This is a genomic window from Streptomyces flavofungini (genome assembly GCF_030388665.1).
Taxonomy (GTDB): domain Bacteria; phylum Actinomycetota; class Actinomycetes; order Streptomycetales; family Streptomycetaceae; genus Streptomyces; species Streptomyces flavofungini_A.
Genome location: NZ_CP128846.1, coordinates 6,112,294 through 6,138,805, shown reverse-complemented (window position 1 = coordinate 6,138,805; position 26,512 = coordinate 6,112,294). Strand labels below are relative to the sequence as shown.

The following is a 26,512-nucleotide window of genomic DNA, read 5'->3' as shown; positions in this document are numbered from 1 at the left end:
ACCGCAGTTCAGGGGATTCGCCGGGTTCGCAACCGCGCCTTCACGCAGTTGTCACCGGAACTCAGTACTCCAGATACGGCCACCCGGAATACGGCTTTCCGCCCTCCCTCCTCCCCCCGGCCTCCGCCCCGGCAGCCCGCTCCGTCACCGGAACGTGTCGCTCAGCACTTCGTGCCGCGCGCTCCGGGCAGCGCCTTCTCGATCCACGCCCGGTCCTCGGCGATGCGCTCGCCCGTCGTCCAGAGGTCGGGCATGGCCTCGCCCTTGGGGATCCCGATCAGCACGCGGTCACCCGCCCGCAGCCGCGGCTCCACGTCCACGTCCATCACGAAGGTGATCCTCGGCTCGCCCTCGGCGGGCTTGTGGTAGCGGGACACGTCGAGCGTGATCCGGTCCTGGGTGCCGCCGGGCAGCGCGTCGACGCGGCGCACGGTGCCCTCGACGATGAGCCGCGCGCAGGCGACGTAGCCCTCGCGCGACCGGCTGTCCCCGCTGCCGTGCGAGTCGTCCTGAGCCTCGTCCGGGGCCTTCGAGGCGTCCGGGGCCGACTCCGGCCCCTCGGAGAGGTGCGGCGCCGCGTGCTTCGCGCCGTCGCCGCCGGCCATGTCGCCGTCCCCCGTCCCGGCGTTCGCCCCGAGCCAGACGAGGCCGCCGAGCATTCCGGCGGCGAGCGCGGCGGCCAGGGCGAGCACGGCGCGGCGGCGGGCGGCGCCGGGCTCGCGGAAGGGGGCGGCCGGGGGCGGGCCGGACGACGGGAGGGCGGCCGGACGGGCTCGCGTCTCCCCCGGCCCCCGCGCCAGCGTCTCCCCCGGCGTCCCCGGCGTCCCCGGCGTCCCCGGCCCCCGGGCCAGGGTCTCCCCCACGATCCGCAACTGTTCGCGCAGCACCGCGACATCGGCGACCGCCGCCGCGTGCTCGGCCATGAACCGCTCGTCGGCGCGCACGCCCTCGGGCACCGGTGTGTCCGTGACCGCCAGCGTCAGCGCGTCGACGGCGTCGTAACTCTCCTCGTGCGCCACGGTCACACCACCTCTCCTTCGTGCAGCCGCGTCCGCAGCATCCGTACGGCCGCGTGCAGCCTGCTCTTGACCGTGCCCTCCGGGATGCCCAGCTCGGCGGCGATGTCCCGGACCGGCAGGTCGGCGTAGAAGCGCAGCACGACGACCTGGCGCTGGCTGTCCGGCAGCGCGTCGAGCCCCTGCGCCACGGCCAGCGCGAGGACCCGCGACTCGGCGCCGTCCGCACCGGCCTCCGCGGGACGCAGCGCGGCGAGCCGTTCGCCGAGCCGCTCCTGGCGGCGGCGGGCGCGGTGGAAGTCCATCGCCCAGTTCGACGCGACCACCGCGGCCCACGCGGACACGTCCCGCGGCGCCCCCTCCCCCTTCGCGGCCCGCTCCAGGAGCCGCAGCCTGACCTGCTGCACGCCGTCCTGCAGCTCCCCGTGCGGCACCCCGCCCAGGGACAGGACGGCCCGCACCCGGTCCTCCTGGGCCGGGTCGAGCGGGTCGGCGGCCTCAGGTCCTTCCTGACCCCCCGGTCCCCCCTGACCGCGTGGTCCGCGTGGTCCGCGGCGCGTGATTCTGCGCAGCAATGGCCCTCCCCGTCCTCCCGCGCGTTCCCGCGTTTCCCCTAGGACGCCGCGGCGGGCCGAAACGTTCGCATGAATGTGGCGTCCCGCACCTCGGACAATGGATTGGACAAAGCGGCCGTGGACAGACGCATCATGGAGCGGCGGCGGCAGCGCCCCTGGCCGGACGTCCGCACGCCCGGGCAGGAGACTGCCGCACGCCAGGCACGTAACTACGGAGGGACCCCTGTGAAGGTCGGAATCGTCGGAGCCACCGGTCAGGTCGGCACGGTCATGCGCAAGATCCTCGCCGAGCGCAAGTTCCCGCTCGACGAGCTGCGCCTGTTCGCCTCGGCCCGCTCGGCGGGCTCGGTCCTGGACGGGGTGACGGTCGAGGACGCCTCGACGGCCGACTACACGGGCCTGGACATCGTCCTGTTCTCCGCGGGCGGCGCCACGTCCAAGGCGCTCGCCGAGAAGGTCGCCTCGCAGGGCGCCGTCGTGATCGACAACTCCTCGGCCTGGCGCCGCGACCCCGAGGTGCCGCTGGTCGTCTCCGAGGTGAACCCGCACGCCATCGCGGACCGCCCCAAGGGCATCATCGCAAACCCGAACTGCACGACGATGGCCGCGATGCCGGTCCTGAAGCCGCTGCACCGGGAGGCGGAGCTGACCTCGCTGGTCGTCGCCACCTACCAGGCCGTGTCCGGCTCCGGGCTCGCGGGCGTCGACGAGCTGTTCCAGCAGGTCAAGAAGGTCGGCGACGACGCGCCGAAGCTGACCCACGGCGGCGACCGGGCCGAGTTCCCCGAGCCCGACAAGTACGTCGCGCCGATCGCGTACAACGTCCTCCCGATGGCGGGCTCGATCGTCGACGACGGTCTGAACGAGACCGACGAGGAGCAGAAGCTCCGCCACGAGTCCCGCAAGATCCTGGAGATCCCGGAGCTCAAGGTCTCCGGCACGTGTGTCCGCGTGCCCGTCTTCACCGGCCACTCCCTCCAGGTCAACGCCCGCTTCGCGCGGCCGCTGTCCCCCGAGCGCGCCACCGAGATCCTGGCCGCCGCGGAGGGCGTCGTCCTCACCGACGTGCCGACCCCGCTGGTCGCGGCGGGCCGCGACGAGTCCTTCGTGGGCCGCATCCGCGGCGACGAGACCGTGGAGAACGGCCTCGCGTTCTTCATCTCCGACGACAACCTCCGCAAGGGCGCCGCGCTGAACGCGGTGCAGATCGCGGAGCTGGTGGCGGCGGAGCTGTCGGGCTCCTGAGGCCCGGCCCTCCGTCGCGGCCACGGCCGCGGTTACGGCCACTGCGGGGAAACCCGCTGGTCACGGGGGATCGTTTCATCGCCCACGGATGAGTGAAACGGCGCATGCCGCCCGGGCGGGTCCGGGCAGTACCCCGGTGCACCAAACCGCACCACACAAGGGAAGTTCATGCGCCGTATCACCGCCGTGGCCGCCATGGCCGTCGGAACCCTCGCCCTCGCCGGAGCGCTCGCCGCCCCGGCGAGCGCCGTACCGGACCCCGTAGCCACCGTCGACTGCGCCGTCCAGGAGGTCACCGGCCTCGTCGACGTCGCCAGCCCCGGCGTGCCCGCCGAGGTCCCCGCCACGGGTTGCCTGGCCCCGTGACCTGACGATCTCAGGCCCGGGACACCACCGCGCCCGTACGGACCCCGACCAGGTCCGTACGGGCGCGGTGTCGTCGCGCCACGCCCGCTGCGACGTGACTCCTCGCTATCGCGTCACTCCTCGCCGCTCCGGGCCACCGCCACCACCCCCAGCGCCACCACCGCGAGCCCGCCGCCGACCAGCAGGACCTCGGTCACGCCGATCCCGTCGGCGACCCGGCCCCCGGCCAGCGCGCCCACCGCGATGGCCACGTTGAACACCCCCGCGAACAGCGCGGACGCCGCCTCCTTCGCGCCCGGCGCGGCCGCCATCACCCAGTTCTGCGAGGACACGGACACGCCGCCGTAGGACAGGCCCCACGCGATCAGGAGCAGCACCGAGACGGCGAGCGAACCCCCGGCCGGGACCAGCAGGAGCATCACGCCGCCGAGCGCCGCCGAGATCAGCAGGAGCGCGCGGCGCGGGTCACGGGCGGCGAGGGAGCCGCCGAGGAAGTTGCCGGCGATCCCGGCGACGCCGTAGACGAGGAGCAGCCCGCTGACGAGGCCCGCGCCGAGGTCGGGCACCCGCTCCAGGACGGGGCGCACATAGGTGTACGCGGTGAAGTGGCCGACGACGAGCAGCGCCACGGCGATCAGGCCGACCCGCAGCCGGGGCACGCGCAGCAGCTCGGGGAAGACGCCGAGCCGCACCGGCTCGGTGGGCGGGAGCGGGGGCAGGACGGCGGCGAGCAGCACGGCGACGCCGACGCCGAGCACGGCGACGGCCGCGAACGCCCAGCGCCAGCCGGCGAGTTCGCCGAGGAACGTGCCCGCGGGCACGCCGAGCACCGACGCCACGGCTATGCCGCTGAAGATCACGGCGGTGGCCCGCCCGACGGACTCGGTCCGCACCAGGCGGACCGCGAGGGAGGCGGCGACGGCCCAGACGCCGCCGATGCACAGGCCGACGACGATGCGGGCGCCGAGGAGCACCGCGAAGGACGGCGCGAGCGCGGACAGCAGGTTCACGGCGCCGAGCAGCAGCATCAGGCCGCACAGCACGGCGCGGCGGTCCGCGCGCCGGACGGCGACAGGGAGCAGGAGCGCGGCGAGGGCCGCGACGAGGCCGGGCAGGGTGACGGTGAGCCCGGCGGTGCCGTCGCTGACGTGCAGCCCGCCGGACAGGGAGGTGAGCAGTCCCACGGGCAGCATTTCCGTGGTGACGACGGAGAAGGTGGCGGCCGCGACGGCGACGACGGACAGCGGCAGGGACCGCCGTCGGGTGGGGGCCGGCGCGGTTTCGGTCACGGTTTTCATGGGCTCAAGCCAACGCCCGAGCGGACACCGGGAACAACGTCGAACCTCTCATCCTTGAATGAGCGAGGCTCATCGATCGAGGGACGGGGCGAACGCGTATGAGTGGGCTCGAGGTCCGGGAGCTGGAGTGTTTCCTCGCACTGGCCGAGGAACTGCATTTCGGTCGCGCGGGTGAGCGGCTCTACATCTCGCAGAGCCGGGTCAGCCAGCTGCTCGCCGCGCTGGAACAGCGCATCGGCGCGCGCCTCGTGGAGCGTACTAGCCGACGGGTGCGGCTGACCCCGCTCGGCGAGCGGTTCCACGCGGAACTGCGGCCCGCGTACGCGGAGTTGGCGGATGTGGTGGGGCGGGCGCGGGAGTCGGCGCGGGGCGTGGCGGGCCGGATCAGGCTCGGGTTCCAGGGGACGGCGGACGCGCGTCTGATGGAGGCGATCACGACGTTCCAGAAGCGGCATCCGGGGTGTGTGACGGAGATCGTGGAGGTGCCGTTCGCGGACCCGTTCGGGGCGGTGCGGCAGGGGGACGTGGACGCGGCGATCGTGCTGCTTCCGGTGGCGGAGCCCGAGCTGGTGCTCGGTCCGCTGTTCTCGCGCCAGCAGCAGACGGTGGCGGTGTCGGTACGGCATCCGTTCGCGTCCCGTACGTCCCTCGCCGCGGCCGAGCTCGCGGACGTCCCGCTGATCTCGGCGGCGGCGCCCGCGCCCGCGTACTGGCGCGAGGCGCAGGCCCCCTCCGCCGTGCCCGCGCCCGCCGTGCGCACGCTCCAGGAGGGGCTGACGCTGGTGGCGGCCGACCGGGGCGCGATGCTGCTCTGCCGTCCGACGGCGGAGTACCACGGGCGGCGGGACGTGGTGTTCGTGCCGGTGGAGGGGGTGCCGGACTCGGTGCTCGGCCTGGTGTGGCACCGGGACGGGGAGACGGCGCGGGTGCGGGCGTTCGCGCGGGCGGTGGCCGAGGCGGGGGCGGTCGACGAGGCGCCGGCCGCCTGACCGTCCGGCTGCCTGTGGCTCAGGCCGTCGGGCGGCGGACCTCGAAGTGGAAGCAGCCGTACTCCACGGCGCGGACGTGCACGAGGGCGACCCGCGGGTCGGCGAACGCCTCGGTGAGGGCCTCGTCGAAGCCCGCCGTGGTGTCCTCGGGGACCTCCAGGAGTCGGCCGCCGACGATGGTGCCGCCCGCGTCGTAACGGCGGAACGCGCGCAGGGCGCCCGCTCTGGCGTACGGGTACTCCGTGCGCGTTGCCGCCAGTTCCGGGCCTTCGCACGGGTCCGCGTGGATGAAGACGGGGCCCTGCTCGTCGTACGCCCCCGGCTCGGCGCCGGTCTCGGCCGCCCAGCGGCGCAGGGGGGCGTACGAGACCAGGGCGATGCGTTCGCCCGCGCGGGCGGGGCGCAGACAGCAGCGCAGCGGGTCGCCGCCCTCCGGGTCGGTGAACGGTACGCAGGGGCGGCCCGCGTCGTCGGTGTCGCGGAGCTGTTTGAGGGCGTCGGGGGTGATGGCTCGTGGAGTGAATGCGGTGCTCATGGGGCCAGGTTCACGCGGGCGCGGGGGTTCCGGCTGGCGGTTTCCGGACGTGGACTTCCCTGCTGCGTCCAGGGGCGAACGCCACTGCGCTGAGGGGCGGGGCGCCCCGCCCCGGCCCTCACCAGACGCAATCGTCGAGAACACCGCGACGGAGACATCCCGCGCCACCTCCTTCTCGTCCGCGCTTCGCCGGTGCGCTCTCCGGGCCGAGGACGAAGGACCGCGCCATGAGCGAGAATCGGCTCGGAAGTCCGAGCGTGCTGCGCCGCGCCGCCCAGTCGGCGGTGGGCTTGCTCTGCGTCGTGGAGGTCACGTTGCGGTCCTCTGGGCTTGATCTTCCGTGTCTCGCAGGCTCAACGCCAAGTCGTTGGTGACGGTGAAGAAAGGCTTGGCGCGTGTCTCGCCGCGTGCCTCATGTCTCAGGTCCACGGCCGGGACGGCGTCGGTCTTCTTGCGGTCGACGATGTCGCCGCCGATGCGGCCGAGAGGGATGGGAGCGCTGGTGTGCTCCAGGCGGAGGCGCAGGTCCCATATGTCGTGCGCACTGCATCGCAGGGACAGCGCACGGGAGTAGGGCAGCGTGAAGGTGAAGTGCCCTGGCGCGGTGGCTGGTTGGGTGAGGGGGAGCGTGAAGTCGTACGGCTCTCCCTGGCGTGAGACGGCGACGATCGTGGCGGTGTGTGGAATGCGGGGGGCATCGGTCGCGTAGAGCTGGGCGGTGACGGTGGCGTGGTGGTCGCCGATGGCGATGGCTGTGACTTCGGCGTGTGCGGGGCGCTGCCAGGTGCGCAGTGCGAGGTATCCGTCGGTGGTGGTGTAGGGGAGCCACGCGGATACGTTGCCGTCGGCGAGGTTCGGTGCCCGGCCGACGCTGTGGACCTGTTCCGCCAAGGCGCAGAGGAGGCGTGCCTTGTCGTCGGCGGTGTGCTGAGGGACGACATAGCAGTCCCAGCGGCCCTCGGCCAGTGTGTGCTCGGTCGGGTCGAGGGTGATGCGGGGGTCGTCCGGGTCCGGTGTGGTGGCCACGGGGGGTAGAGGGACACGGATGTGCCGCTTCTTGGGGTCGCGGCGCAGGCGGGCCAGGAAGTCGAGAGGGCCGGGTGGCAGGGACGCCGCGTCGAGGCGGATGCTGATGCCGCCGTCGGCGGTGGCCTGGGCGAAGGCGACCGGGCGGGCGATGGGCTCCGGGGTGGCGGGGCGCGGTGCCGGCGCGGGGGACGGGTCGGCCCGCGGGGTGAGTCTTGTCGGCAGTGCGGATCGCAGTCGGGTCCACAGCGCGCCTCGGGCGCCTGCGGGGCGGCGGCGGTTGCGCGGGGCGGACAGTTCCTCGAAGAGGGCCTCGTAGCGGCGGGCGATGACCGACGGCGTGTAGGCGCGGGCGCGCTCGCGGGCGGTGGCGCCCAGCCGGGCGCGGAGTTGCGCGTCGGCCATGAGGCGGTCAAGGGCCGCGGCGTATCCGTCCACCCCGGCTTCCAGGGGCACCAGCATGCCGTTGGTCTCGTCGATGATCTCCGCGGGGCCGTGGGGGCAGTCGGTGGAAACGACGGGGACACCGCAGTGCATGGCCTCGACGATGGTCATGCCGAAGGACTCCATGTCGGAGGAGACGGCGGCGATGGCGCCCTTGGCCCATTCGGTCTCGATGGGAGAGACCGGCCCCATGAGGGATATGCGGTCGTACAGGCCGAGTTCGTCGATCTGGCGGCGCAGGTTCGGCCGCTCGGGGCCGCGCCCGTAGAGGCGCAATGTCCAGGCGGGATGGGCGTCGGCCAGCTTCGCGAAGGCGTCGATCAGCCGGTCGTACCGCTTGACGGTGGCGAGGCGGCCCGCGGCGATGATGATCTGGGAGTGGTGGTCGGAGGGCTCGACGGCGGGCGCGGGCACACTGTTGGGGATGCACAGGATCCGGGCCGCCACGTTCGGCAGGGCTCGGCGGTACTGCACGGCGTCAGCCTCGGACACGGTCACGAACGCGTCCAGTCCGGCGACCGCCTTGTTCTGGTGCCCGCGCAAGGTGGGATTGTGAGCGTCCAGGCTCAAGTGTTCCTGGCCGATGCGCAGATGGCGCGCCTGACCGTCACGGGCGAGGTAGCCGTTGAGGTCGGGGCGCGTGGCGATCACCACGTCGGCGTTCGTCTCGCTCAGCCACCGGCCGATACGTTCGTCCTGAAGTGCCGAGTAGGGCAGCCGTGCGGAGTTCGCCGCGGCGCCTGTGTCGGGGAACATCGTGCACGGCTGGCGGGTCAGCGGGTGGTCGCCTTCGTAGGTGGAGCTGTCCTCGCGCATATCGATGAGCGAGGACAGTCCCACCCGCTCGTCGAAGGGCAACTCGGGTGCGTCCTTCACCTGGTGGACGCTGACCACCTCGACGTCGTGCCGGGCCGCGAACGCCCGCGAGAGGTTCGCCGTCGAGCGGATCGTGCCGCCGATGCCGTAGGCGTTGTTGATCAGAAACGCGATCTTCATTACTCATTTCCCCCGCGCGGCCACCCTGGTCAGAGGGGCGCGCTGTCCGTCTTGCGTGAGAGTGTCAAGACCAGAGAGAGAAGGTCTAGACCAAGCACACTCTACCTACGTGCCACATGCACGGATTACGTGCGGTCGGCGCCTCGCGGCCTTGCCGCACGAGAGCGTCGAGGTCCTGCGCCCGGTACGGCGCCTCGCCCTCTCGTCTCGGAGCGTCGCGGAAGACGCTCCGGGACCAGATCCGTCACGCGCCGGTGAACCACTGACGCGACTGCGCCTCTGCGCTAGCGGATGACAGCACCGAAGGTGGCGCCGGCTGCGGGCAGCCCGCCCTTGCCGGGTTCGTACGTGGCCACGGAACCGTTGGCGGCATCGGCGATGTTGCCCCACGGCACGGTGTGCACGGAGCCGTACGGTGCGGGGCCGCCGGGTCGGCCCAGGTACAGGTGCGCACCCGCTGCGTACATGCTGGCACCCGGCTTCTGCTTCGCGCCGGAGGTCCCGGGGAGACCGACCTTGCCCGGTTCGACCACGACGGCGCCGTCACCGGGGGCGCCGAGCAGGGAGAAGACCTCCACGGAGCCGGCGTCAGCGGCGGTACCAATACCCTCGCCGGGGATACCGATGACCACCAGGGTGTTGTTGGCGGAGGACACCGCGCCGGGGGCGGCGTTGGCAGCCGGAACCTGCGCGCCGAAGTTGTCACCGGCTTCGAGGACGCCGGTCACGTTCGGGGCCCTTGGTGGATATCGGCGAGTTGGGTCATGGCGCCGCTGGCGGTGGTGCGCACGGTGACGGCCCGTCCTGCGTCGGCGGCGTCGGAGACGTTCTTCTCCTCGTCGCCCACGGTCATCGTCACGTCGGTGCCGTAGTCGTTGCCCTTGATGCCGGAGACCGCGGGAATCTCCAGGCTCAGGTAGCCGCTGTTGCCGGTGACACGCAAGCAGACCTTGCCTTTGCCGCGGACCCAGACCTCCAGCAGTCCGTCCCGGCTACCGCACCCGGCCAGCACGATGCGCCCGGCGCCGTGCTTGAGGAGAATGCCCTTCTCCATCTGGATCTTGTCGGCCTGCGGGTGACCGAAGTCCTCCACCGCGCACCCGGGTAACCCCTCAGCGGCGGAGGTGCCCGCGTTCCGTGACGCGGAGCCGCGCGAGGGTGTCGGGGCCGAGGGCACGCGGGGCGAAGGCTGTACTCATGGCCCCACCTTGACCTGCCCACCCCACCCCGGGCTGGCGGATTCCGGACGTGGACCCCACCAACCCCACCCGTCCCGAGACCGAGGGCTCAGCCCTTGTCGCCCTGGAACAGACTCTCCGCGTCGGACACGTGCATCGCACGCTCGGCCCACACGTTCAGCTGCTCAAGGTCTGTACAGGCCAGTACGCGTTCCCGCACCGACTCCGGCACCTCGATGTCGCGCCAGCGCAGCATGCGCAACACCATGGCTCGGGCACTCTCCGCCCGGCCTTCCTCGCGGCCTTCCTCGCGGCCTTCCTCGCGGCCTTCCTCACGCACCTTCTCGGCCACGGAGTGGCGGAAGAAGTAGTTCACCGGTGCCATCAAGTCCCTCCAGATCTCCTTCGCCTGGGGATCGACCAGGCCTGCCTCGACGAGCTGCGCGAACATCGCCGCGCTCTCGGGTTCGACTGTCTCCAGGACGGACGCCAGCGGTTTCAGTATCGCAGCGGCACCCCGCCCCCTACCATGCGTAATCGCCGAGAAGACGGCGAGGGAGACATCCCTCGCGGCCTCCTTCTCGTCCGAGACCACCGGTACGTTCTCCGGACCGAGGACGAAGGGCTGGACAATGAGCGAGGGGCGGCCCGGAACGCCGAGCGTGATGCGCCGCGCCGCCCAGTCGGCGGTGGACTTGCTCTGCGTCATGACGATCAGCACCGGCTCGCAGCGGTACTTCGCGTGCAAGTACGAGAGGTAGTACGGCCAACTGCTGCGCTTGGCCTCGTCCTTCTTACCCTGCGCTTCCAGGACCAGCAGGTAGCTCCCATCATCGGTGTCGACCCGTAACAGGGTGTCCACCCGGCGCTCGATGGGTTCGATCTCCGTGAGGTCCGCGTTCAGGACCGCGATGTCCCGCGCCTCGGGGAACGGGACGTGGAAGAGGCGCTGGAAGTTGCGGAGCATGAGCTCCGTGTCCTTCTGGAAGATCCGGTGTTGCGCCTCATGTGACGAGCCGACCATCGGTTCTCCTTTCTGTCGGGGTGCACAACGAGCTAGGCGGCACCGAGTTCGCACCAGACGTATTTCCCGGCGTCGCCGCACCCGGGCAGCGGGTGCCAGCCCCAGGTGTCCGCGCACGCCCGGACGAGGTCGAGCCCGCGCCCCTGCTCCTCCAGGTCCAGGGCCGGACGCAGCGGGGGTGCGGGCGGGGTGGGGTCCGCGTCCCATGTCCCGATCCGCAGCACCCCGTCGGCCCAGAGGAGGCGGAAGGCGACGGGGCCCTTCGTGTGGCGTACGGCGTTGGCGACCAGCTCCGTCGCCAGGAGTTCGGCGATGTCCGTGACACGGGCCAGGCCATGCAGGGTGAGCACCACTCGGAGCGTGTGGCGACACACGGTGACCGCGCGCGGGTCGTGCGGGATGTGGACGACGTACTCCCAGGGCTGGGCAGCGTCGTTGGGCATGGGTGAACCCCCATGGGGATGTGAGGAGTCGGGGATGCGCGGCGGAGGGATGCGCCCATCAACAAGGGGCCCATCGACGCGGAGGCTCAACTGCAACGGCTTCGCACCCTGCTCCATAAGGTGAAGGAAGCGTCACTCTCCCCCGCGCAGTCACGGGACTTGATTCACCGGATGACGAAGGAACTGTGAGGCACCCCGCATGGCTCAGGTAACGCACTGGCAGAAGTCCACCTTCTCCGACGGCAGCGACGGCGATCACTGCGTCGAGGTGGCCACATCCCCCGGCACCATCCACCTCCGCGAAAGCGACGACCCCTCCATACAACTCACCACCACCCCGGCCTCCCTCGCCCGCCTCCTCCACCACCTCCGCACCACCGAGGGCTGAGCGCGCTCAGCGCAAAGGAACACGCTCGCTCACCCGAGGGCTTCCAGCTGCTCCACGAAGTCCAGCGCACCCACCACGCGTGGCCCGGCTACGGCCGCAAAGGGGAGCCCGGCGGAGCCCCCTGGGGCGCCCTACCCCACCCCCCAGCTCCCCCTTCCGTTCAGCTCCGCCACATCCGTGCCCGTCGTCCACCGATACGCCGCGTCCAGCTCGGCCAGCTCCTCCGAGGTGAGCACGTCCTCGACCCGGTCGAACCCGTCGGGCGCGCGCTCGGCGACGACCTGGAGGAGCCGGTCGGCGGGCATGCGCCGGTTGGCGAGGACGAGCGCGGCCGTGGCCTCCCGCCGCACCTCCTCGTACGCCCGCAGCCCGGCGACCCGGTCGGGGTCGTTGACGGCGAGGCTGCGCGCGAGGACCCGGGCGTCGAGGACGGCCTGGGAGCCGCCGTTGGAGCCGACGGGGTACATCGGGTGGGCGGCGTCGCCGAGGAGGGTGACGGGCCCGCGCCCCCAGCGGGGCAGCGGCTCCCGGTCGACCATCGGGTACTCCAGGATGCGCCGGGTCGCGGCGAACAGCGCGGGCACGTCCAGATCCCCGATCCGCCACCCGGCGAAGTACGGCAGGACGTCGGAGAGCCGCCCGCTGCGGTTCCAGTCGGCGGCCCCGGAGATGGCCCCGTGCTCGACGGGGAAGCGCACCTCCGCGACCCAGTTGAGCAGCGCCCGCCCCCGCCGCTCGGCCTCGCCGGAGATGGGGTAGACGACGAGCTTGGCGTGCGCGTTGCTGCCCGCGATGGCGACGGTGCGCCCGCCGAGCACGGGCTCCCACTCGGTGACGCCGCGCCACATCCGGATGCCGTTCCACAGCGGCGGCCCCTCCCCGGGGTGCAGCCGCGCGCGCACGGTCGAGTAGAGCCCGTCGGCCCCGACCAGCGCCCGCACCCGCACGGCGTGCTCACGCCCGCGCGCCATGTCCCGCAGGATGACCCGAAGGAGCTGCCCCTCCGTCTCGGCGCACCGCACGAACGAGGTTCCGGTGACGACGGCCCGCTCGCCGAGGCGTTCGCGCACGGCGTCGAGCAGGATCATCTGGAGGGCGCCGCGGTGGATGGAGTACTGCGGCCAGTGGTAGCCGAGGGCGTGCCCGCGCGGCTCGCCCCAGATGCGGTTGCCGTGCCGGTCGTAGTGGACCATCTCGGCGGTCGCCACGCCGGTCGCGGCGAGCTGCTCGCCGAGGCCGAGCTCGGTGAGTTCGCGGACGGCGTGCGGCAGCAGGTTGATGCCGACGCCGACGGGCCGCAGCACCGGCACGGGGTCGACGACCCGCACGCCGATGCCCGCCGCGTGCAGGCTCAGGGCCGCCGTGAGCCCACCGATGCCCGCGCCCGCGACGAGCACATCGGCGTTCGCGGCGTTCATGGCGCTCACGGCCGCCGCACCGCCCGCCCGACCTCGGCGCGCAGCTTCACGAACTCCGGCAGGCCGCGGGTGCCGATCTGGTCGCGGGGCGCGGGCAGTTCGACGCGCAGTTCGCTGTGGACGCGGCCGGGGGCGCCGGTGAGGACGACGACGCGGTCACCGACGTACACGCTCTCGTCGATGTCGTGGGTGACCAGCAGAATCGTCATGCCGTCGCCGTCGTGATCGCCGCCCGTCCCCCCGCCCGATCCTCCGCCCCCGCCCCCGCGCACCGCGAGCAGCAGGTCCTCCAGGTCCTCCCTGGTCTGCGCGTCCACGGAGCCGAACGGCTCGTCCATCAGGAGCAGCGCGGGCCGGTAGGCGAGCGCGCGGGCGATGGCGACGCGCTGCTGCATGCCGCCGGAGAGCTGCCACGGGTATCTGCCCGCGGTGCCGTGGAGGCCGACCTGTGCGAGGGCTTCCTCCGCGCGGGCGCGGCGCTCGGCGCGGGCGAGGCCGCGGCGGCGCAGCGGCAGGGCGACGTTGTCGCGGACGGTCAGCCACGGGAAGAGCGAGCGGGTGTAGTCCTGGAAGACGACGGCGATGTCGTCGGGTACGCCGTCGACGTCCCGGCCGTCGACGGCGACGCGGCCCTCGCTCGGCCGCTGCAGTCCCGCCACGCACCGGAGGAGCGTGGACTTGCCGCAGCCGGACGGCCCGACGATGCTCACCAACTCGCCGCGCGCGACGTGCAGTTCGACCTCTTCGACGGCTCGGTGCCCGTCGGCGTAGCGATGACTGAGCCCAGCGATCTCCAGCATCCCCTGTTCCCCCTGTACCCCTGCTGCCAACTGCCTTGCGGTCTAAGTGAGGTGAGGGTCCGTAGGGCCCTCGCGTTCCCCGTGCGCCCCGTGGATCGCGGCCGGTCCGCCGCCCCGTGGGGCCGGGTGGTCTAGGTGTCCGCCCGCCGCGCTCCCCGGTGCCAGGCCAGGACTTTTCGCTCGACGAGCAGGAACAGTCCGTTCAGTACGCAGCCGACGGCACCCAGCAGCACGATCCCCGCCCACAGCCGGTCCGGCCTGAACTCCCGCTCGGCGGCGTTGAGCCGGGACCCGATGCCCTCGCCCGACCCCATCAGCTCGGCGACGACCATGAGGATCAGCGCGAACCCGAGCGCCACCCGCAGCCCCGCGAAGATCTTCGGCGCGGCCCCCGGCAGGACGACGTACCGGAGCCGTGCGAGGCGGCCGAGCCCGAGCACGCGGGCGGTGTCGAGCTGGAGCGGCTCCACGGAGCGCACGCCGTCGGCGGTGTTGAGCAGCACCGGCCAGACGACGCCGAAGACGATGGCCGCCAGTTGCATGGACGTGCCGAGCCCGAAGGCGACCATGAAGAACGGGATGAGCGTGGGCGGCGGCACGGCACGCCCGAACTGCAGCACCGGATCGAGCACGTGGAAGGCCACCCGGGAGAGCCCGATCCCGACCCCCACGGCGACCCCGACGGCACCCGCGACGGCCCAGCCGAGCAGCAGATGACTCAGGCTCGGCACGAAGTCGTCGACCGCGAGGTCACTCAGCCACAGCCGGGACGGCGGCCCCGACCACCACAGCTCCCGCATGGTCCCGACGATCCGCGTGGGCGGCGGAAAATACAGATCCTCGGCCCGCCGGGCGGCCGACTCCCAGAGGACGACGAGGAGGACGAGCAGCCAGCCGCGGGCGAGCACTCCGACGACGGCCCGCCGGACCCGCCCGCCGACAGCGTCCACCGGGTCCACCGGGTCCACCGGGTCCACCGGGTCCACCGGGTCCACCGCGCCCTCCGCCCGCGGCCGCTCCCCGCCCCCGCTCATCGCCCCGCTCCGGACCTGTTGAGCCCGTCCGGCGTGTGAGGACGAGCGCGCGGCGCACCCCTGGGGGGACGGGTGGCGGAGCCGCCCGTCCCCGGGAAGGGACGCCCGCGCCCGGAGCGCGCGGATCGAACACTGTGGGGAAACAACAGCCTGCCCACCCCCACAAGCCCCGCGTTGGCCGCGACCCCCAGCACCCCCGCCCAACACGCCCCCGCCACCATCAGATCGGGCCGCCCGCCCCCGGACTGCGAGTCGAGCAGGTAGACGCCGAGCCCGCCGTCCCCGCCCGCCCGCAACTCCGCGCTGACGGCCACGATCAGGCCCACGGACGCCGCGATCCGCACCCCCGTGACGACGAAGGGCCCCGCGCTCGGCAGCGACACCCGCCACATCACGGCGAGCGGCCCGAACCCGAAGGACCGCAGGGTCTCCTTGGCCACGGGGTCGACGTCGCGGAGCCCGTACAGGGTGTTGAGGAGGACGGGCCACAGCGCGGCGTAGCAGACGAGGGACCGCTCCACCCGGTCGGGCTCGACGAAGACGAGGATCGCGAGGGGGATGAGGGCGACGGAGGGGATGGGGCGGGCCAGCTCGACGACGGCGAGGGCGGCGGCGCGCAGCCGGGGCAGCGAGCCGAGCAGGAGCCCGGCGGGCACGGCGAGGGCGACGGCGAGGGCGAGGCCGCCGAGCCAGGCGGAGACGGTGGTGCGGAGGTCGTCGAGGAAGCCGTCGTCGACGGCCATCTCGGCGGCGCGGGCGAGGACGGCGGAGGCGGGCGGCAGGGCCTGGTCGTCGAACACCCCGCTGCGGGCGACGAGTTCGACGACCAGGAAGGCGCCGCAGAGGCCGAGCGCCCCCAGCAGGACCCGCACCGACCTGCGCTCGACAAGGCCCCCGGAGCGCGCACCGGCTCGTATGCGAGCGCGCGCCCCGAATCCCGGGCCGAGGCCCGGTCCGGAGCGCGCGTCCCCCTTCATCGCATCGCCCGCCTCACCCCGTCGCCACCCTCATGGCCCCGCGCGCACGAGCAGCGGTGCCACGTCGAGGTCCCGCTTCAGGTAGCCGAATTCCCTCATCAGGGTGACCACCCGGCCGAGGCGGGCCGGGTCGAGTGCCGCGGGGTAGCCGCCGAGGTTCAGCTGGGCGGCCTGGTCGGCGGTGATCTTCGTGTACTCCGGGAGCGTGTCGACGACGGCCGAACGGTTGGCGGCCTGGCGCTGGGCGCGGGCCATGGCCCGCTGGAAGGCGGCGACCGTCTTCGGGTTGTCCTCGGCGAAGGACGCCGTGGTCGCGTACCCGGCGATGGGGAAGCCCCCGGTCGGCGGCTTGCCGAGGTCGGCGACGACCCGGCCGGAGCCGGACCGCTCGATCGCGGAGACGAACGGCTCGACGGCCTGCACGGCGTCGACGCTGCCGGACTTCAGGGCGGTCTCCATGTTCGGCATGTCGACCTCGGCGAAGTTCTTGTCGTCGTCGAAGGCGGCGCCCTCCGCCTTGCCGGCCTTCTTGACGAGCAGGGCGCTGATGTTCCGCTTGGTGTTGACGCCGATCTTCTTGTCCTGGAGGTCCTTCAGGGACTTGACCGGCGAGTCCTTGGGGACCAGGACCGCGTGCGTGCGGGGCGCGGACTGGAAGGCGTCGGAGACGATGCGGACGTCGATGGCCCTGTTGGCGTGCGCGAGGAAGTACGAGACGTAGTTGCCGAAGGAGATGTCGAGGGCGCCCGCGCGCAGCCGGCTGACGGACTCGGCGCCGCCGCTGAGCGTGGAGGTGCGCACGGTCAGCCCCTCCGCCTTGAAGAAGCCCTTGCGCTGGGCCATCTCCAGGGGCGCGGTGTCGGCGACCGGCATGGTGCCGACGGTGATCCGCCCCTTCTCCGGGCCCTTGCCGTCGGCGCCGCCGGAGTCGCCCGAGCCGCCGGACGAGCCGCAGCCCGCGGTGGCGGCCAGCAGGAGCAGGGTGAGAGCGGGCGCGCCGCGTAACCGTGCCCTGCTCCGTGACCGCCGCGGCCCGCGCGGCCCTTGCGCACCGCGTGCACCCCTTGCCATACGCATCTGCTCCCGACTGTCCGAGCCCGCTTCGGCCCGCTTCAGCCCGCTTCGGGCCGCTCCTTGACCTGAGCCGACGCGCGGATGCTAACGGCCGCGCGACCTGAGAACAATGGCCCGGAGCGGGCGGCGACCGCACATGGAAGGATGGCGGGAAACATCGCAGAAAGTTCGCAAGTCGTACCGAGGAGATGACCGCGTGCCCGGCACCAATCTGACCCGCGAAGAGGCGCAGCAGCGCGCGAAGCTGCTCACCGTTGACTCGTACGAGATCGATCTCGACCTCTCCGGAGCGCAGGAGGGCGGGACGTACCGGTCGGTGACCACGGTGCGTTTCGACTGCTCCGAGGCGAACGCCGAGACCTTCATCGATCTGATCGCCCCGGCCGTCCACGAGGTCGTCCTGAACGGGCACGCGCTCGAGATCGGCGCGGTCTTCCGGGACTCCCGCATCGCGCTGCGGCACCTGCCGCAGGGCGCGAACGAGCTGAAGGTCGTCGCGGACTGCGAATACACCAACACCGGCGAGGGCCTGCACCGCTTCGTCGACCCGGTCGACCAGCAGGCCTACCTGTACACCCAGTTCGAGGTCCCGGACGCGCGCCGCGTGTTCGCCTCCTTCGAGCAGCCCGACCTGAAGGCCACCTTCCAGTTCACCGTGAAGGCACCCTCCGGCTGGAGTGTCATCTCGAACTCGCCGACGCCGGAGCCCAAGGACGACGTCTGGACGTTCGCGCCGACGCCCCGCCTGTCCACGTACGTCACGGCGCTCATCGCCGGTCCGTACCACTCGGTGCACAGCGTGTACGAGAAGGACGGGCAGTCGGTCCCGCTCGGCATCTACTGCCGCCCCTCGCTCGCCGAGTTCCTGGACGCGGACGCGATCTTCGACGTCACCCGGCAGGGCTTCGACTGGTTCCAGGAGAAGTTCGACTACGCCTACCCCTTCGCCAAGTACGACCAGTTGTTCGTGCCGGAGTTCAACGCGGGCGCGATGGAGAACGCGGGCGCGGTGACGATCCGCGACCAGTACGTGTTCCGCTCCAAGGTGACGGACGCGGCGTACGAGGTGCGGGCCGCGACGATCCTGCACGAGCTGGCGCACATGTGGTTCGGCGACCTCGTGACCATGGAGTGGTGGAACGACCTGTGGCTGAACGAGTCGTTCGCGACGTTCGCCGAGGCGGCCTGCCAGGCGTACGCGCCCGGGTCGAAATGGCCGCACTCCTGGACCACGTTCGCGAACTCCATGAAGACCTGGGCGTACCGGCAGGACCAGCTGCCGTCCACGCACCCGATCATGGCGGACATCCGTGACCTGGACGACGTGCTCGTCAACTTCGACGGCATCACGTACGCCAAGGGCGCGAGCGTGCTCAAGCAGCTCGTCGCCTACGTCGGCATGGACGAGTTCTTCAGCGGCGTGCAGGCGTACTTCAAGCAGCACGCGTTCGGCAACACGCGCCTGAGCGACCTGCTCGGCGCCCTGGAGGAGACCAGCGGGCGCGACCTGAAGACCTGGTCGAAGAAGTGGCTGGAGACGGCCGGCATCAACGTGCTGCGCCCCGTCGTGGACGTCGACTCCGCCGGGAACATCACCTCCTTCGCCATCAAGCAGGAGGCCCCGGCGCTGCCCGAGGGCGCCAAGGGCGAGCCGACGCTGCGCCCGCACCGCATCGCGATCGGCCTGTACGACCTGGACGACTCGGCGGGCGGCTCCGGCAAGCTGGTGCGCACCGACCGCGTCGAGCTGGACGTGGACGGCGAGCTGACGGCGGTGGAGGCCCTGGTGGGCCGGGCCCGGCCGGACGTGATCCTGCTCAACGACGACGACCTGTCGTACGCCAAGGTCCGGCTCGACGCCGACTCCCTGGCCTTCGTCACCGAGCACCTGGGCGACTTCGAGGCCTCGCTGCCGCGGGCGCTGTGCTGGGCCTCGGCGTGGGACATGACGCGCGACGCGGAGCTGCCGACGCGCGACTACCTCTCCCTCGTCCTGTCCGGCATCGGCAAGGAGTCCGACATCGGCGTCGTGCAGTCGCTGCACCGGCAGGTGAAGCTGGCGCTCGACCTGTACGCCGCCCCGGCGGGCCGCGAGGCCGCGCTCACGCGGTGGACCGAGGCGACCCTGGAGCACCTGCGGGCGGCCGAGCCCGGCGGGGACCACCAGCTGGCGTGGGCGCGCGCGTTCGCGGCGACCGCCCGCACGGAGTCCGACCTGGCGCTCCTGGAGGGCCTGCTCGACGGCTCGGAGTCCATCGAGGGCCTGGCCGTCGACACCGAGCTGCGGTGGGCGTTCGTGGCGCGGCTCGCCGCGACCGGGCGGCTCGACGAGGCGGGGATCGCCGCGGAGTTCGAGCGCGACAAGACCGCCGCGGGTGAGCGGCACGCCGCCGCTGCGCGGGCCGCGCGGCCGACCGCCGCCGCCAAGGCCGAGGCGTGGGCGTCCGTCGTCGAGTCCGACAAGCTGCCCAACGCCGTGCAGGAGGCGGTGATCTCCGGCTTCGTCCAGACCGAGCAGCGGGAGTTGCTCGCGCCCTACACCCAGAAGTACTTCGACGCCGTGAAGACCGTCTGGGAGTCCCGCTCCCACGAGATGGCCCAGCAGGTCGTGGTCGGCCTGTACCCGGCCGTCCAGGTGTCCCAGGAGACGCTGGACGCGACGGACGCGTGGATCGCCTCCGCGGAGCCCACGGCGGCGCTGCACCGGCTGATCACGGAGTCCCGTGCGGGCGTCGAACGGGCGCTGCGCGCGCAGGCCGCCGACGCGTAGCCCTGGCCGGGCGGTTCACGGACGCCGGGGGCGGGCTGGTCGCGCCCGCCCCCGGCACCGGGCCCCGTCTTTTTCACCCACCTTTTTCACCCACTTTTTCACCCACCCGCCCGCCTGTTGCGCCCCACGGATGCGACCGCACCGGGCGGCGGCCCACCCACCCCGTGGCCGCCGCTGCGGCCGAGCCCGTCCGGCGTCAGGGCGAGGCAGCCTCACGCAGCGCCGCCAGGACATGGCCCACCGTCAGGGACGCCTCCGCCCCGCGGCGTACCGCGGCGACCACATGACGGTGCGGGCGGTCCGCCGGCTCCCGCATCGCCACCCCGCCCCGGCCGGAGGCCCCCGCCCCGGCCATCCGCGGCACCAGAGCCACCCCCATCCCCGCCTCCACCATCGCGAGGATCGCCTCCCAGCCCGCCGCGCTGTGCGCCTGCTCGGGCACGAACCCGGCGGCCTCGCACGCGGCCCGCGTGATCTCCGACCAGGGCCCGGAGCCGCCGAAGATCCACGGCTCGTCGGCGAGGTCGGCGAGGCGCAGGGCGTCCGCGCGGGCGTACGGGTGGTCGAGGGCGAGGGCGACGTCGAGGGGGTCGGCGAGGAGGGTGACGCGGGTGAAGCGTCCGTCCCGCCCCCGCGGGGCCTGCGCGGCGAGGGACAGGGCGAGGTCGACGTCCCCGGCGGCGAGGAGTTCGTAGGCCGCGCCCGCCTCGGCCTCCCGCACCCGCACCGAGATCCCCGGGTGGGCGACCCGCAGGGCCCGTACGGCGGGCACCACGAGCGCGGGCACGGCGGTGGAGAAGGCCCCGACCCGCACCTCCCCGGCCTCCCCCTCGGCGTACGCGGCCAACTCCGCGTCGGCCCGCTCCAGTTGGGCGAGGACGGCGTCGGCGTGGACGAGCAGGAGCCGGGCGGCGCCGGTGAGCCGCACCCGGCGGCCGTGGGCCTCCAGGAGCGGCACGCCGACCTGCTTGGCGAGGTTGGAGAGCTGCTGCGACACGGCGGACGGGGTCATCAGGAGGGCCCGCGCGGTCGCGGTGACGGTCCCGCGCTCGGCCAGCGTGCGCAGGATCTGCAGCTTCTTGACGTCCCACTCGGTCATGGCGTCAACGTACCCGCGCACCGGCCGCTACCTCCCGCCCGCCGACCCGAGCACCACGCCGCCGAGGATCAGACCCATGCACAGCACCTGGAGCCATCCCATGCCCTCGCCGAGCACGGCGAAGGACAGCAGGGCCACGCAGACCGGCTGGAGGTAGTAGACGACGCCCGCGCGGGCCGCGCCGATGGCGGAGATCGCCTTGTTCCAGGCGAGGAAGGCGACCGCGGAGGAGACGACGCCCACGTACAGGAGCGGGGAGACCGTCGCGGCCGTCGGTTCGAAGCCGCCCTGCACGGCGAGGCTGACGAGGAACACGGGCAGCAGCATCAGCGCGCCCAGGACGAAGGTGCTGAAGAGGAAGGGCAGTTGGGAGATCTCGGCGGGCCTGCGGCGAAGCAGCGCGCTGTACGAGCCGAAGGCGACGGCGCCGCCGATCACCCACAGGTCGCCCGCCGCCAGGTCCATGGCGAGGGAGCCGCCGCTGACCAGGAGCAGCACGCCGACGCAGGCGACGAGCATGCCCGTGACGCGCCGGGCGCCGAGCCGGGCCCCGCCGAGGCGTTCGTACACCGCCATCAGGACCGGCGAGGCGGCCATGATCATGCCCATGTTGCCCGCGGTGGTGGTCACTCCGGCCTGGTTGACGAGGGTGTTGTAGACGGTGACGCCCAGCAGGGACGCGGCGAGCAGGAAGCGGAAGTGGCGGCGGAGCAGGGCCCGTTGGCGCCAGGTCTGGCGGACCGCGAACGGCGCGACGGCCGCGATGGCGATGACCCAGCGCCAGAACGCGTGCTGGATCGGCGGGACGCTGTCGGCGAGGGCGCGGGAGGTGACGAAGCTTCCCGACCAGACGACGGTGGCGAGCGCCGCGAGGGCGAGTCCGACGCCGAGTCCCGCGGCGGCGCCACGCCCGCCGCCCGCGCCCCGCGCCCGCACGCTCGTGTCGCCGCCGCCGTCGCTCCGGTCCAGGTCCAGGACGCTCGCCACTGGTATCTCCCTGCCTCTCTCCCCGGTACGGGGCGCTCGCGCGGCCCCGCTCCCGGGGTCGGCCGAGCTACCGTCGCAGTCCGGGACCGCTCAGGTCCATCGAATCTTTTCGACCGATCTTTGAAGCTGAGCTGAACGATTCGGTGGTGAGCACCTGCGGTCGCGGCTTCGGGCGCAGCTGGCCGAACACCGTCGCCCCGAACGCGATCGCCATCCCCGCCACCTGCACCGCCGTCAGCGACTGGCCGAGCGCCGCCCAGCCGATGACCGCCGCGGTCAGCGGCGAGAGCGGGCCGAGAAGGCCGGCCTGGGTGGCGCTGAGGCGGCCGATGCCGCGGAACCACAGCCAGTACGCGACGGCCGTACCGGCGAGCGAGAGGTAGAGGTAGCCCGCGATGTTCCGCCCGTCGAGCGCGGGCGGCGCGCCCTCGACCAGGAACGCGACGGGGGCGATGAGCAGACCGCCGACCGTCAGCTGCCAGGCCGTGAGCGCGAGCGGACCGACGCCGTCCGGGCGCCCCCAGCGCTTGGTGAGCACCGTGCCCGTCGACATCGAGGCCGTCGACCCCACGGCGGCGAGCAGCCCGACCGCGTCCAGGGCCCCGGTGGCCTTCAGGACCACCAGGCTGACGCCGAGGGCCGCGGCGGCCCCGGTGAGCAGGGTGCGCGGGGTCGGCCGGTCGGCGAGGAGCAGGGCCGCGAGTCCGGCGACGAAGAGCGGGCCGACGGAGCCGACGACCGCGGCCATGCCGCCGGGCAGGCGGTAGGCGGACAGGAAGAGCAGCGGGAAGAAGGCGCCGATGTTGAGCGCGCCGAGGACCGCCGACTTCCACCACCACTCCCCCTTGGGCAGGCGTCTGGCGAGCAGGAGCAGCAGCAGCCCGGCGGGCAGGGCACGCGTCAAGGCCGTGAACAGGGGACGGTCCGCGGGCAGGAACTCGGTGGTGACGGCGTAGGTGGAGCCCCAGACGAAGGGGGCGTAGGCGGTGAGGAGGATGGCGGCGGCGCGCTTCATGGCGGACGTCTCCCACGTACTCGGGGCTCAAGGGGGCGCAACGACTCACGGAGGAAGCTGAGCCATAAGTAGCTTAGCCGTAAGCCACTTACCGTCAACCTACTTACTTGCAAGCTTCCATGTCTCGTGGATACTTCCCCCATGAACGCGAGCAACGTGAGGTCCTCCCAGAACGCGGCGCCCTCCGACGACGCGGCGGCCGCCGTCGCGCCCGACGGCGTCGACGCGATCATCGAGCAGTGGGCCGTCGTCCGGCCGGATCTGGAGACCACGCCCATGGAGGTCTTCGGCCGCGTCTACCGCACCACGCAGGCCATGGGCGACCGCATCGAGAAGGCGTACCGCCGCCTCGGCACCACGCGCGGCGAGTTCGACGTGCTCGCGACGCTGCGCCGGCACGGCGAGCCGTACACGCTCTCGCCGCGCCAGCTCTCCTCGGCGCTGATGCTGACGACGGGCGGCATGACGGGGCGTCTGGACAAGCTGGAGCGGGCCGGGCTGCTGCGCCGCTCCCCCGACCCGCACGACCGGCGGGGGCTCCGGGTGACGCTGACCGAGGAGGGCAGGGAACTGGTCGACCGGGCCGTGGTGGCGGGCGTCGAGGTGCAGCGCGCGGCGCTCAGGGCCGCCGGGCTCGACGAGGCGGAGACGGCGCAGCTCTCGGCCCTGCTGCGCAAGCTGCTCGCGGGCTCGCAGCCCGGCGACGGCTCATGACGGCGGGCGCCTCCGGGAGTGCGTGACACCACCGGAGGTCCGCGGGCTCCGGGAGCGCGTGAAACACCAAGGGCGCCCTCGGGCCTCGTACGAAGACGTCAACAGGCGTCCGTGTACGGGGCCGAGGGCGCCCTCGGCGCAGAAAGGGGAAGCCGGACGGCTGCCGGAACAGCCGTGGGGCCCACCCGCGTCGTCAGCTCTGCTTCTGCTGCTTGCGGGACTTGTCGCCGACCATCACCAGACCGGCGATCACCAGGAACAGCACGATCGGCGCGGCGACATAGAGGCCGAGCGTCTCCATCACGCTCAGGCCCGGGCCCGGGTCGTCGCCGTCGTCGCGGTTGAGCGCGAGCGCGGGGGACGACATGAGCAGCATCATCAGCGTCGTACCGGCCGTCAGTGCACCGGCGCGCAGGGCGTTCTTCTTGTCCACGGTGCCAACGTAGCGAACCGCCGCGCGGCCCGCGCGCCCGGGGTGCCGTACGGGCGCCCCGCCCGGTGCGCGCGCGGGCGCGGTCACGGCGCCCGGAGCGCGCGGAACACCTCGACGAGAGCGTGCAGGCGGGGTGCGGCGGCCAGGTCCTCCAGGGTGACGGGGCGGCCCGCGGCGTCGGCGATCGGCAGGCGCCAGTTCGGGTACTGGTCCCAGGTGCCGGGCAGGTTCTGCGGGCGGCGGTCGCCGACGGTGTCGGGCAGCCAGACGCCGACCATGCGGGCGGGGGTCGCGAGCAGGAACCGGTGCACGGCGCGGACCTCGTCCTCCTCGTTCCCGGCGCCGCCCGGCAGCAGGCCGAGCCGGGCCAGCAGGCCGAGCCAGTCGCGGACGTCGGCGGCGGCCTCGGCGCGCTCGGCGGCCAGCGGCCGGGTGAGCAGGCCCAGGTCGTGCCGCAGGCGCACGTGCGCGCCGGTGACGCGGGCGGCCGTGGACGGCAGGTCGTGGGTGGTGGCGGTGGCCAGGCAGTCGGCGCGCCAGTCTGCGGGCGGGAGCGGCTGGCCGGTGCCGTCCCAGTCCCGCTCGAACCACAGCACGGACGTGCCGAGTACCCCGTGCGCGCGCAGCGCCTCACGCACGCCCGGCTCCACCGTGCCGAGGTCCTCGCCGATGACGAGGGCGCCCGCGCGGTGCGCCTCCAGGACGAGGACGGCGAGCATGGCCTCGGCGTCGTACCGCACGTACGTCCCGTCGGCGGGGGTCCCTCCGTCCGGTACCCACCAGAGCCGGAAGAGGCCCATGACGTGGTCGACGCGGACGGCGCCCGCGTGCCGCAGCGTCGCGCGCAGCAGGGCGCGGAACGGGGCGTAGCCGGACTCGGCGAGCCGGTCCGGGCGCCACGGCGGCAGGCCCCAGTCCTGGCCGCGCGCGTTGAAGGCGTCCGGGGGCGCGCCCACCGACATGCCCGCGGCGAAGTACCGCTGCCGGGCCCAGGCGTCGGCGCCGTCCGGATGCACGCCGACGGCCAGGTCGTGGACGAGGCCGACGGCCATCCCGGCGTCGCGTGCGGCCCGCTGCGCGGCGGCGAGCTGCTCGTGCGTGAGCCAGGCGAGGCGTTCGTGGAAGTCGACGCGGTCCATCAACTCGGTGCGGGCGCGGGCGGTCTCGGGCGAGGACGGGTCCCGCAGCGGCTCCGGCCAGGCGCGCCAGTTCGGCCCGTGCCGCTCGGCGAGCGCGCACCAGGTCGCGTGGTCCTCCAGGTCCTCGCCCTGCTCGGCGAGGAAGTCGCTGTAGGCGGCGCACCGGCCAGGCCCCAGCGGCACGTCCCGGATCAACTCGAGCGCGGCCGCCTTGAGTTCCCACACGGCGTCCCGGTCGATCAGGGCGCCCTCGCTCACCACCGCCCTGCGCAGCTCCTCCCCCCGCTCCGCGAAGACGCCCGCCCTCTCGCGCGCCTCGCCCCGCAGATGGACGAACTCCGGTACGTGCTCGACCCGCAGGTGCACGGGGTCCGGGAAGCGACGGGAGGAGGGGCGGTACGGCGAGGGGTCCCCGGCACCGCCCGGCGCCCTCGGCACGGCCGCGTGCAACGGATTCACCTGTACGAACCCCGCCCCCAGCGCCCGCCCCGCCCACGCCGCGAGCTCCGCGAGGTCCCCCAGGTCCCCCATGCCCCACGAGTGCCGGCTCAGCAGCGAGTACAGCTGCACGAGGAAGCCATAGGTGCGGGCCGACGGCGCGGGGGCGTGACGCGGGGCGACGATGAGGTGGGCCTCGGCGGTTCGGCCGTCGGGGGTGGTGGCGGTGAGGCGGTGGATGCCTGGGGGGAGGCGGGGGGTGGGGGTGGCTGAGGTGGCTGAGGCGGCTGAGGCGGCTGAGGCGGCTGAGGCGGCTGTGCGAGTTTCGGGTGCTGCGGGGGGTGTGGGGGCCGTGAGGGGTGTGGGGGCCGTGGGGGTGGTGAGGGCGACAGGTTCGGCGGGGGCCGCGGGTGGGCCGTCGAGCTCGATGAGGTCGCCGTCCGGCTCCGTCTCCACGACGAGGCGGGTGCCTGGGGGGAGGGAGGAGAGGGCTTCTGGGAGGTGCGGAGGGCGCGGGGGGCGCGGGGGCTCTCCAGGGGTGGCGTTGGCGTCGCCCGCACGCGGGTGGGCCGCGTCCTCGACTGCCGGATCACGCCGACGGGCCGCGTCCTCGGCTTCGGGCCGTTCGTCCGTCCACAGCACCACCGTGGGCGGTAACAGCCTCTCCCGTAACTCCCGTTCGCGCGCTGCCACCGCGTCCCGTACCGCCTCCGGCGTGCTCGCGTCGACGTCGAGCGCGGCGAGGGCCGCGACGACCGCGGCCTCCGAGGCCTGGACCGTGCGGTCCGGGGACGGTGTGTAGGAGGTGGCCACGCCGTGCAGGGCGGCCAGCCGGGCAAGGGTCATCTATACGCCCATGGGGTCCAGGCCCGCGGCCGTGCCCGTCGAGGTGGGCTCGCTCGTCAGCGGGGCGGCGTCCGTCAGGGGCGGCTCGCTGGTCAGGGGGGCGGCGTCGGCCAGCGGGGGCTCGCTGGTCAGGGGCGGCTCCAGGCAGCCGCAGGAGCAGGAGCCGTCGAGGCCGGAGTCGGGGTGCGAGACCTGTTTGGACAGGGCGGAGAGGAGGAGGTTCGCGGAGGCGGGCATGGAATGGT

At 73.2% G+C, this 26,512-nt stretch carries 26 protein-coding genes; 6 read left to right on the top strand and 20 right to left on the bottom strand.

The genetic code is table 11. The annotated features are described in order from the left end of the window. Positions 1-161 precede the first annotated feature (161 nt). The gene (locus QUY26_RS26080; RefSeq protein ID WP_289950735.1) at positions 162-1,025 is read right to left on the bottom strand and encodes a hypothetical protein; all 864 of its coding nucleotides are present in this window, start codon (positions 1,023-1,025) and stop codon (positions 162-164) included. Next, entirely contained in the window at positions 1,022-1,579 is a 558-nt protein-coding gene (locus QUY26_RS26075; RefSeq protein WP_289956037.1) for an RNA polymerase sigma factor, read from the bottom strand. Before QUY26_RS26075 ends, QUY26_RS26080 begins: the two co-directional genes overlap by 4 nt. Before the next feature lie 237 nt (positions 1,580-1,816). Between QUY26_RS26075 and QUY26_RS26070 the strand changes: the two genes are divergently transcribed. Continuing rightward, positions 1,817-2,836: an aspartate-semialdehyde dehydrogenase gene (locus tag QUY26_RS26070; protein WP_289956035.1), complete on the top strand. Its 1,020-nt coding sequence runs from the start codon at positions 1,817-1,819 to the stop codon at positions 2,834-2,836. Positions 2,837-3,004: 168 nt separating this feature from the next. Then, positions 3,005-3,202, top strand: a complete 198-nt coding sequence (locus tag QUY26_RS26065) for a hypothetical protein (RefSeq protein ID WP_289950734.1) — start codon at positions 3,005-3,007, stop codon at positions 3,200-3,202. 113 nt (positions 3,203-3,315) lie between these two features. Here QUY26_RS26065 and QUY26_RS26060 read toward each other — a convergent pair whose 3' ends face one another. Beyond that, a complete protein-coding gene (locus tag QUY26_RS26060) occupies positions 3,316-4,500 on the bottom strand; it encodes an MFS transporter (RefSeq protein ID WP_289950733.1) in 1,185 nt (394 codons plus the stop codon). 98 nt (positions 4,501-4,598) lie between these two features. On the opposite strand from QUY26_RS26060, the gene QUY26_RS26055 reads away from it, so the two are divergent. Next, positions 4,599-5,489, top strand: coding sequence for a LysR family transcriptional regulator (locus QUY26_RS26055; protein WP_289950732.1), 891 nt, complete (start codon positions 4,599-4,601; stop codon positions 5,487-5,489). A 19-nt stretch (positions 5,490-5,508) separates the two neighbouring features. Here the strand turns inward: QUY26_RS26055 and QUY26_RS26050 are convergent, their stop codons facing one another. The 6 genes from QUY26_RS26050 to QUY26_RS26025 form a co-directional block, all read right to left on the bottom strand. After that, entirely contained in the window at positions 5,509-6,024 is a 516-nt protein-coding gene (locus QUY26_RS26050) for a DUF1203 domain-containing protein (RefSeq protein ID WP_289950731.1), read from the bottom strand. Between the two features lie 309 nt (positions 6,025-6,333). Continuing rightward, entirely contained in the window at positions 6,334-8,490 is a 2,157-nt protein-coding gene (locus QUY26_RS26045; protein WP_289950730.1) for a glycosyltransferase family 4 protein, read from the bottom strand. A gap of 284 nt (positions 8,491-8,774) precedes the next feature. Then, positions 8,775-9,218: a hypothetical protein gene (locus tag QUY26_RS26040; protein ID WP_289950729.1), complete on the bottom strand. Its 444-nt coding sequence runs from the start codon at positions 9,216-9,218 to the stop codon at positions 8,775-8,777. Beyond that, complete coding sequence (locus QUY26_RS26035; protein WP_289950728.1) at positions 9,215-9,583, bottom strand: hypothetical protein; 369 nt, start codon at positions 9,581-9,583, stop codon at positions 9,215-9,217. The genes QUY26_RS26040 and QUY26_RS26035 overlap by 4 nt, the downstream gene beginning before the upstream one ends. Before the next feature lie 194 nt (positions 9,584-9,777). After that, entirely contained in the window at positions 9,778-10,692 is a 915-nt protein-coding gene (locus QUY26_RS26030; RefSeq protein ID WP_289950727.1) for a hypothetical protein, read from the bottom strand. A 32-nt stretch (positions 10,693-10,724) separates the two neighbouring features. Beyond that, the gene (locus tag QUY26_RS26025) at positions 10,725-11,135 is read right to left on the bottom strand and encodes an ATP-binding protein (protein WP_289950726.1); all 411 of its coding nucleotides are present in this window, start codon (positions 11,133-11,135) and stop codon (positions 10,725-10,727) included. A 199-nt stretch (positions 11,136-11,334) separates the two neighbouring features. On the opposite strand from QUY26_RS26025, the gene QUY26_RS26015 reads away from it, so the two are divergent. Continuing rightward, positions 11,335-11,523: a DUF397 domain-containing protein gene (locus tag QUY26_RS26015; protein WP_289950725.1), complete on the top strand. Its 189-nt coding sequence runs from the start codon at positions 11,335-11,337 to the stop codon at positions 11,521-11,523. 131 nt (positions 11,524-11,654) lie between these two features. Here QUY26_RS26015 and QUY26_RS26010 read toward each other — a convergent pair whose 3' ends face one another. The 5 genes from QUY26_RS26010 to QUY26_RS25990 all read right to left on the bottom strand — a co-directional run bounded on the left by QUY26_RS26010 (position 11,655) and on the right by QUY26_RS25990 (position 16,823). Beyond that, positions 11,655-12,941, bottom strand: coding sequence for a flavin-dependent oxidoreductase (locus QUY26_RS26010; protein WP_289956033.1), 1,287 nt, complete (start codon positions 12,939-12,941; stop codon positions 11,655-11,657). 5 nt (positions 12,942-12,946) lie between these two features. After that, positions 12,947-13,741: an ABC transporter ATP-binding protein gene (locus tag QUY26_RS26005; RefSeq protein WP_289950722.1), complete on the bottom strand. Its 795-nt coding sequence runs from the start codon at positions 13,739-13,741 to the stop codon at positions 12,947-12,949. 131 nt (positions 13,742-13,872) lie between these two features. Further along, on the bottom strand, positions 13,873-14,775 hold the full coding sequence (locus QUY26_RS26000; RefSeq protein ID WP_289950719.1) for an ABC transporter permease: 903 nt from the start codon (positions 14,773-14,775) through the stop codon (positions 13,873-13,875). Beyond that, positions 14,772-15,752 (bottom strand): ABC transporter permease, encoded by a 981-nt coding sequence (locus QUY26_RS25995; protein ID WP_289950718.1) that lies wholly within the window; start codon positions 15,750-15,752, stop codon positions 14,772-14,774. The genes QUY26_RS26000 and QUY26_RS25995 overlap by 4 nt, the downstream gene beginning before the upstream one ends. A gap of 30 nt (positions 15,753-15,782) precedes the next feature. Next, on the bottom strand, positions 15,783-16,823 hold the full coding sequence (locus tag QUY26_RS25990) for an ABC transporter substrate-binding protein (protein ID WP_289950716.1): 1,041 nt from the start codon (positions 16,821-16,823) through the stop codon (positions 15,783-15,785). Between the two features lie 199 nt (positions 16,824-17,022). On the opposite strand from QUY26_RS25990, the gene pepN reads away from it, so the two are divergent. After that, positions 17,023-19,596 (top strand): aminopeptidase N, encoded by a 2,574-nt coding sequence (pepN, locus tag QUY26_RS25985; RefSeq protein ID WP_289950714.1) that lies wholly within the window; start codon positions 17,023-17,025, stop codon positions 19,594-19,596. A 196-nt stretch (positions 19,597-19,792) separates the two neighbouring features. Here pepN and QUY26_RS25980 read toward each other — a convergent pair whose 3' ends face one another. The 3 genes from QUY26_RS25980 to QUY26_RS25970 all read right to left on the bottom strand — a co-directional run bounded on the left by QUY26_RS25980 (position 19,793) and on the right by QUY26_RS25970 (position 22,697). Beyond that, a complete protein-coding gene (locus tag QUY26_RS25980; protein ID WP_289950712.1) occupies positions 19,793-20,695 on the bottom strand; it encodes a LysR family transcriptional regulator in 903 nt (300 codons plus the stop codon). Between the two features lie 27 nt (positions 20,696-20,722). Continuing rightward, complete coding sequence (locus QUY26_RS25975; protein WP_289956031.1) at positions 20,723-21,631, bottom strand: DMT family transporter; 909 nt, start codon at positions 21,629-21,631, stop codon at positions 20,723-20,725. Positions 21,632-21,749: 118 nt separating this feature from the next. Continuing rightward, positions 21,750-22,697, bottom strand: a complete 948-nt coding sequence (locus QUY26_RS25970; protein WP_289950710.1) for an EamA family transporter — start codon at positions 22,695-22,697, stop codon at positions 21,750-21,752. Between the two features lie 141 nt (positions 22,698-22,838). Here QUY26_RS25970 and QUY26_RS25965 point away from each other — a divergent pair, with 141 nt between their 5' ends. Beyond that, positions 22,839-23,411 (top strand): MarR family winged helix-turn-helix transcriptional regulator, encoded by a 573-nt coding sequence (locus QUY26_RS25965; protein WP_289950708.1) that lies wholly within the window; start codon positions 22,839-22,841, stop codon positions 23,409-23,411. Positions 23,412-23,604: 193 nt separating this feature from the next. On the opposite strand, the gene QUY26_RS25960 is transcribed toward QUY26_RS25965, so the two are convergent. The 3 genes from QUY26_RS25960 to QUY26_RS25950 form a co-directional block, all read right to left on the bottom strand. Next, positions 23,605-23,844, bottom strand: coding sequence for a hypothetical protein (locus QUY26_RS25960; RefSeq protein ID WP_030363363.1), 240 nt, complete (start codon positions 23,842-23,844; stop codon positions 23,605-23,607). A gap of 83 nt (positions 23,845-23,927) precedes the next feature. Further along, positions 23,928-26,267, bottom strand: a complete 2,340-nt coding sequence (gene malQ, locus QUY26_RS25955) for a 4-alpha-glucanotransferase (RefSeq protein WP_289950704.1) — start codon at positions 26,265-26,267, stop codon at positions 23,928-23,930. Continuing rightward, entirely contained in the window at positions 26,268-26,504 is a 237-nt protein-coding gene (locus QUY26_RS25950; RefSeq protein WP_289950703.1) for a hypothetical protein, read from the bottom strand. Between the last annotated feature and the right edge of the window lie 8 nt (positions 26,505-26,512).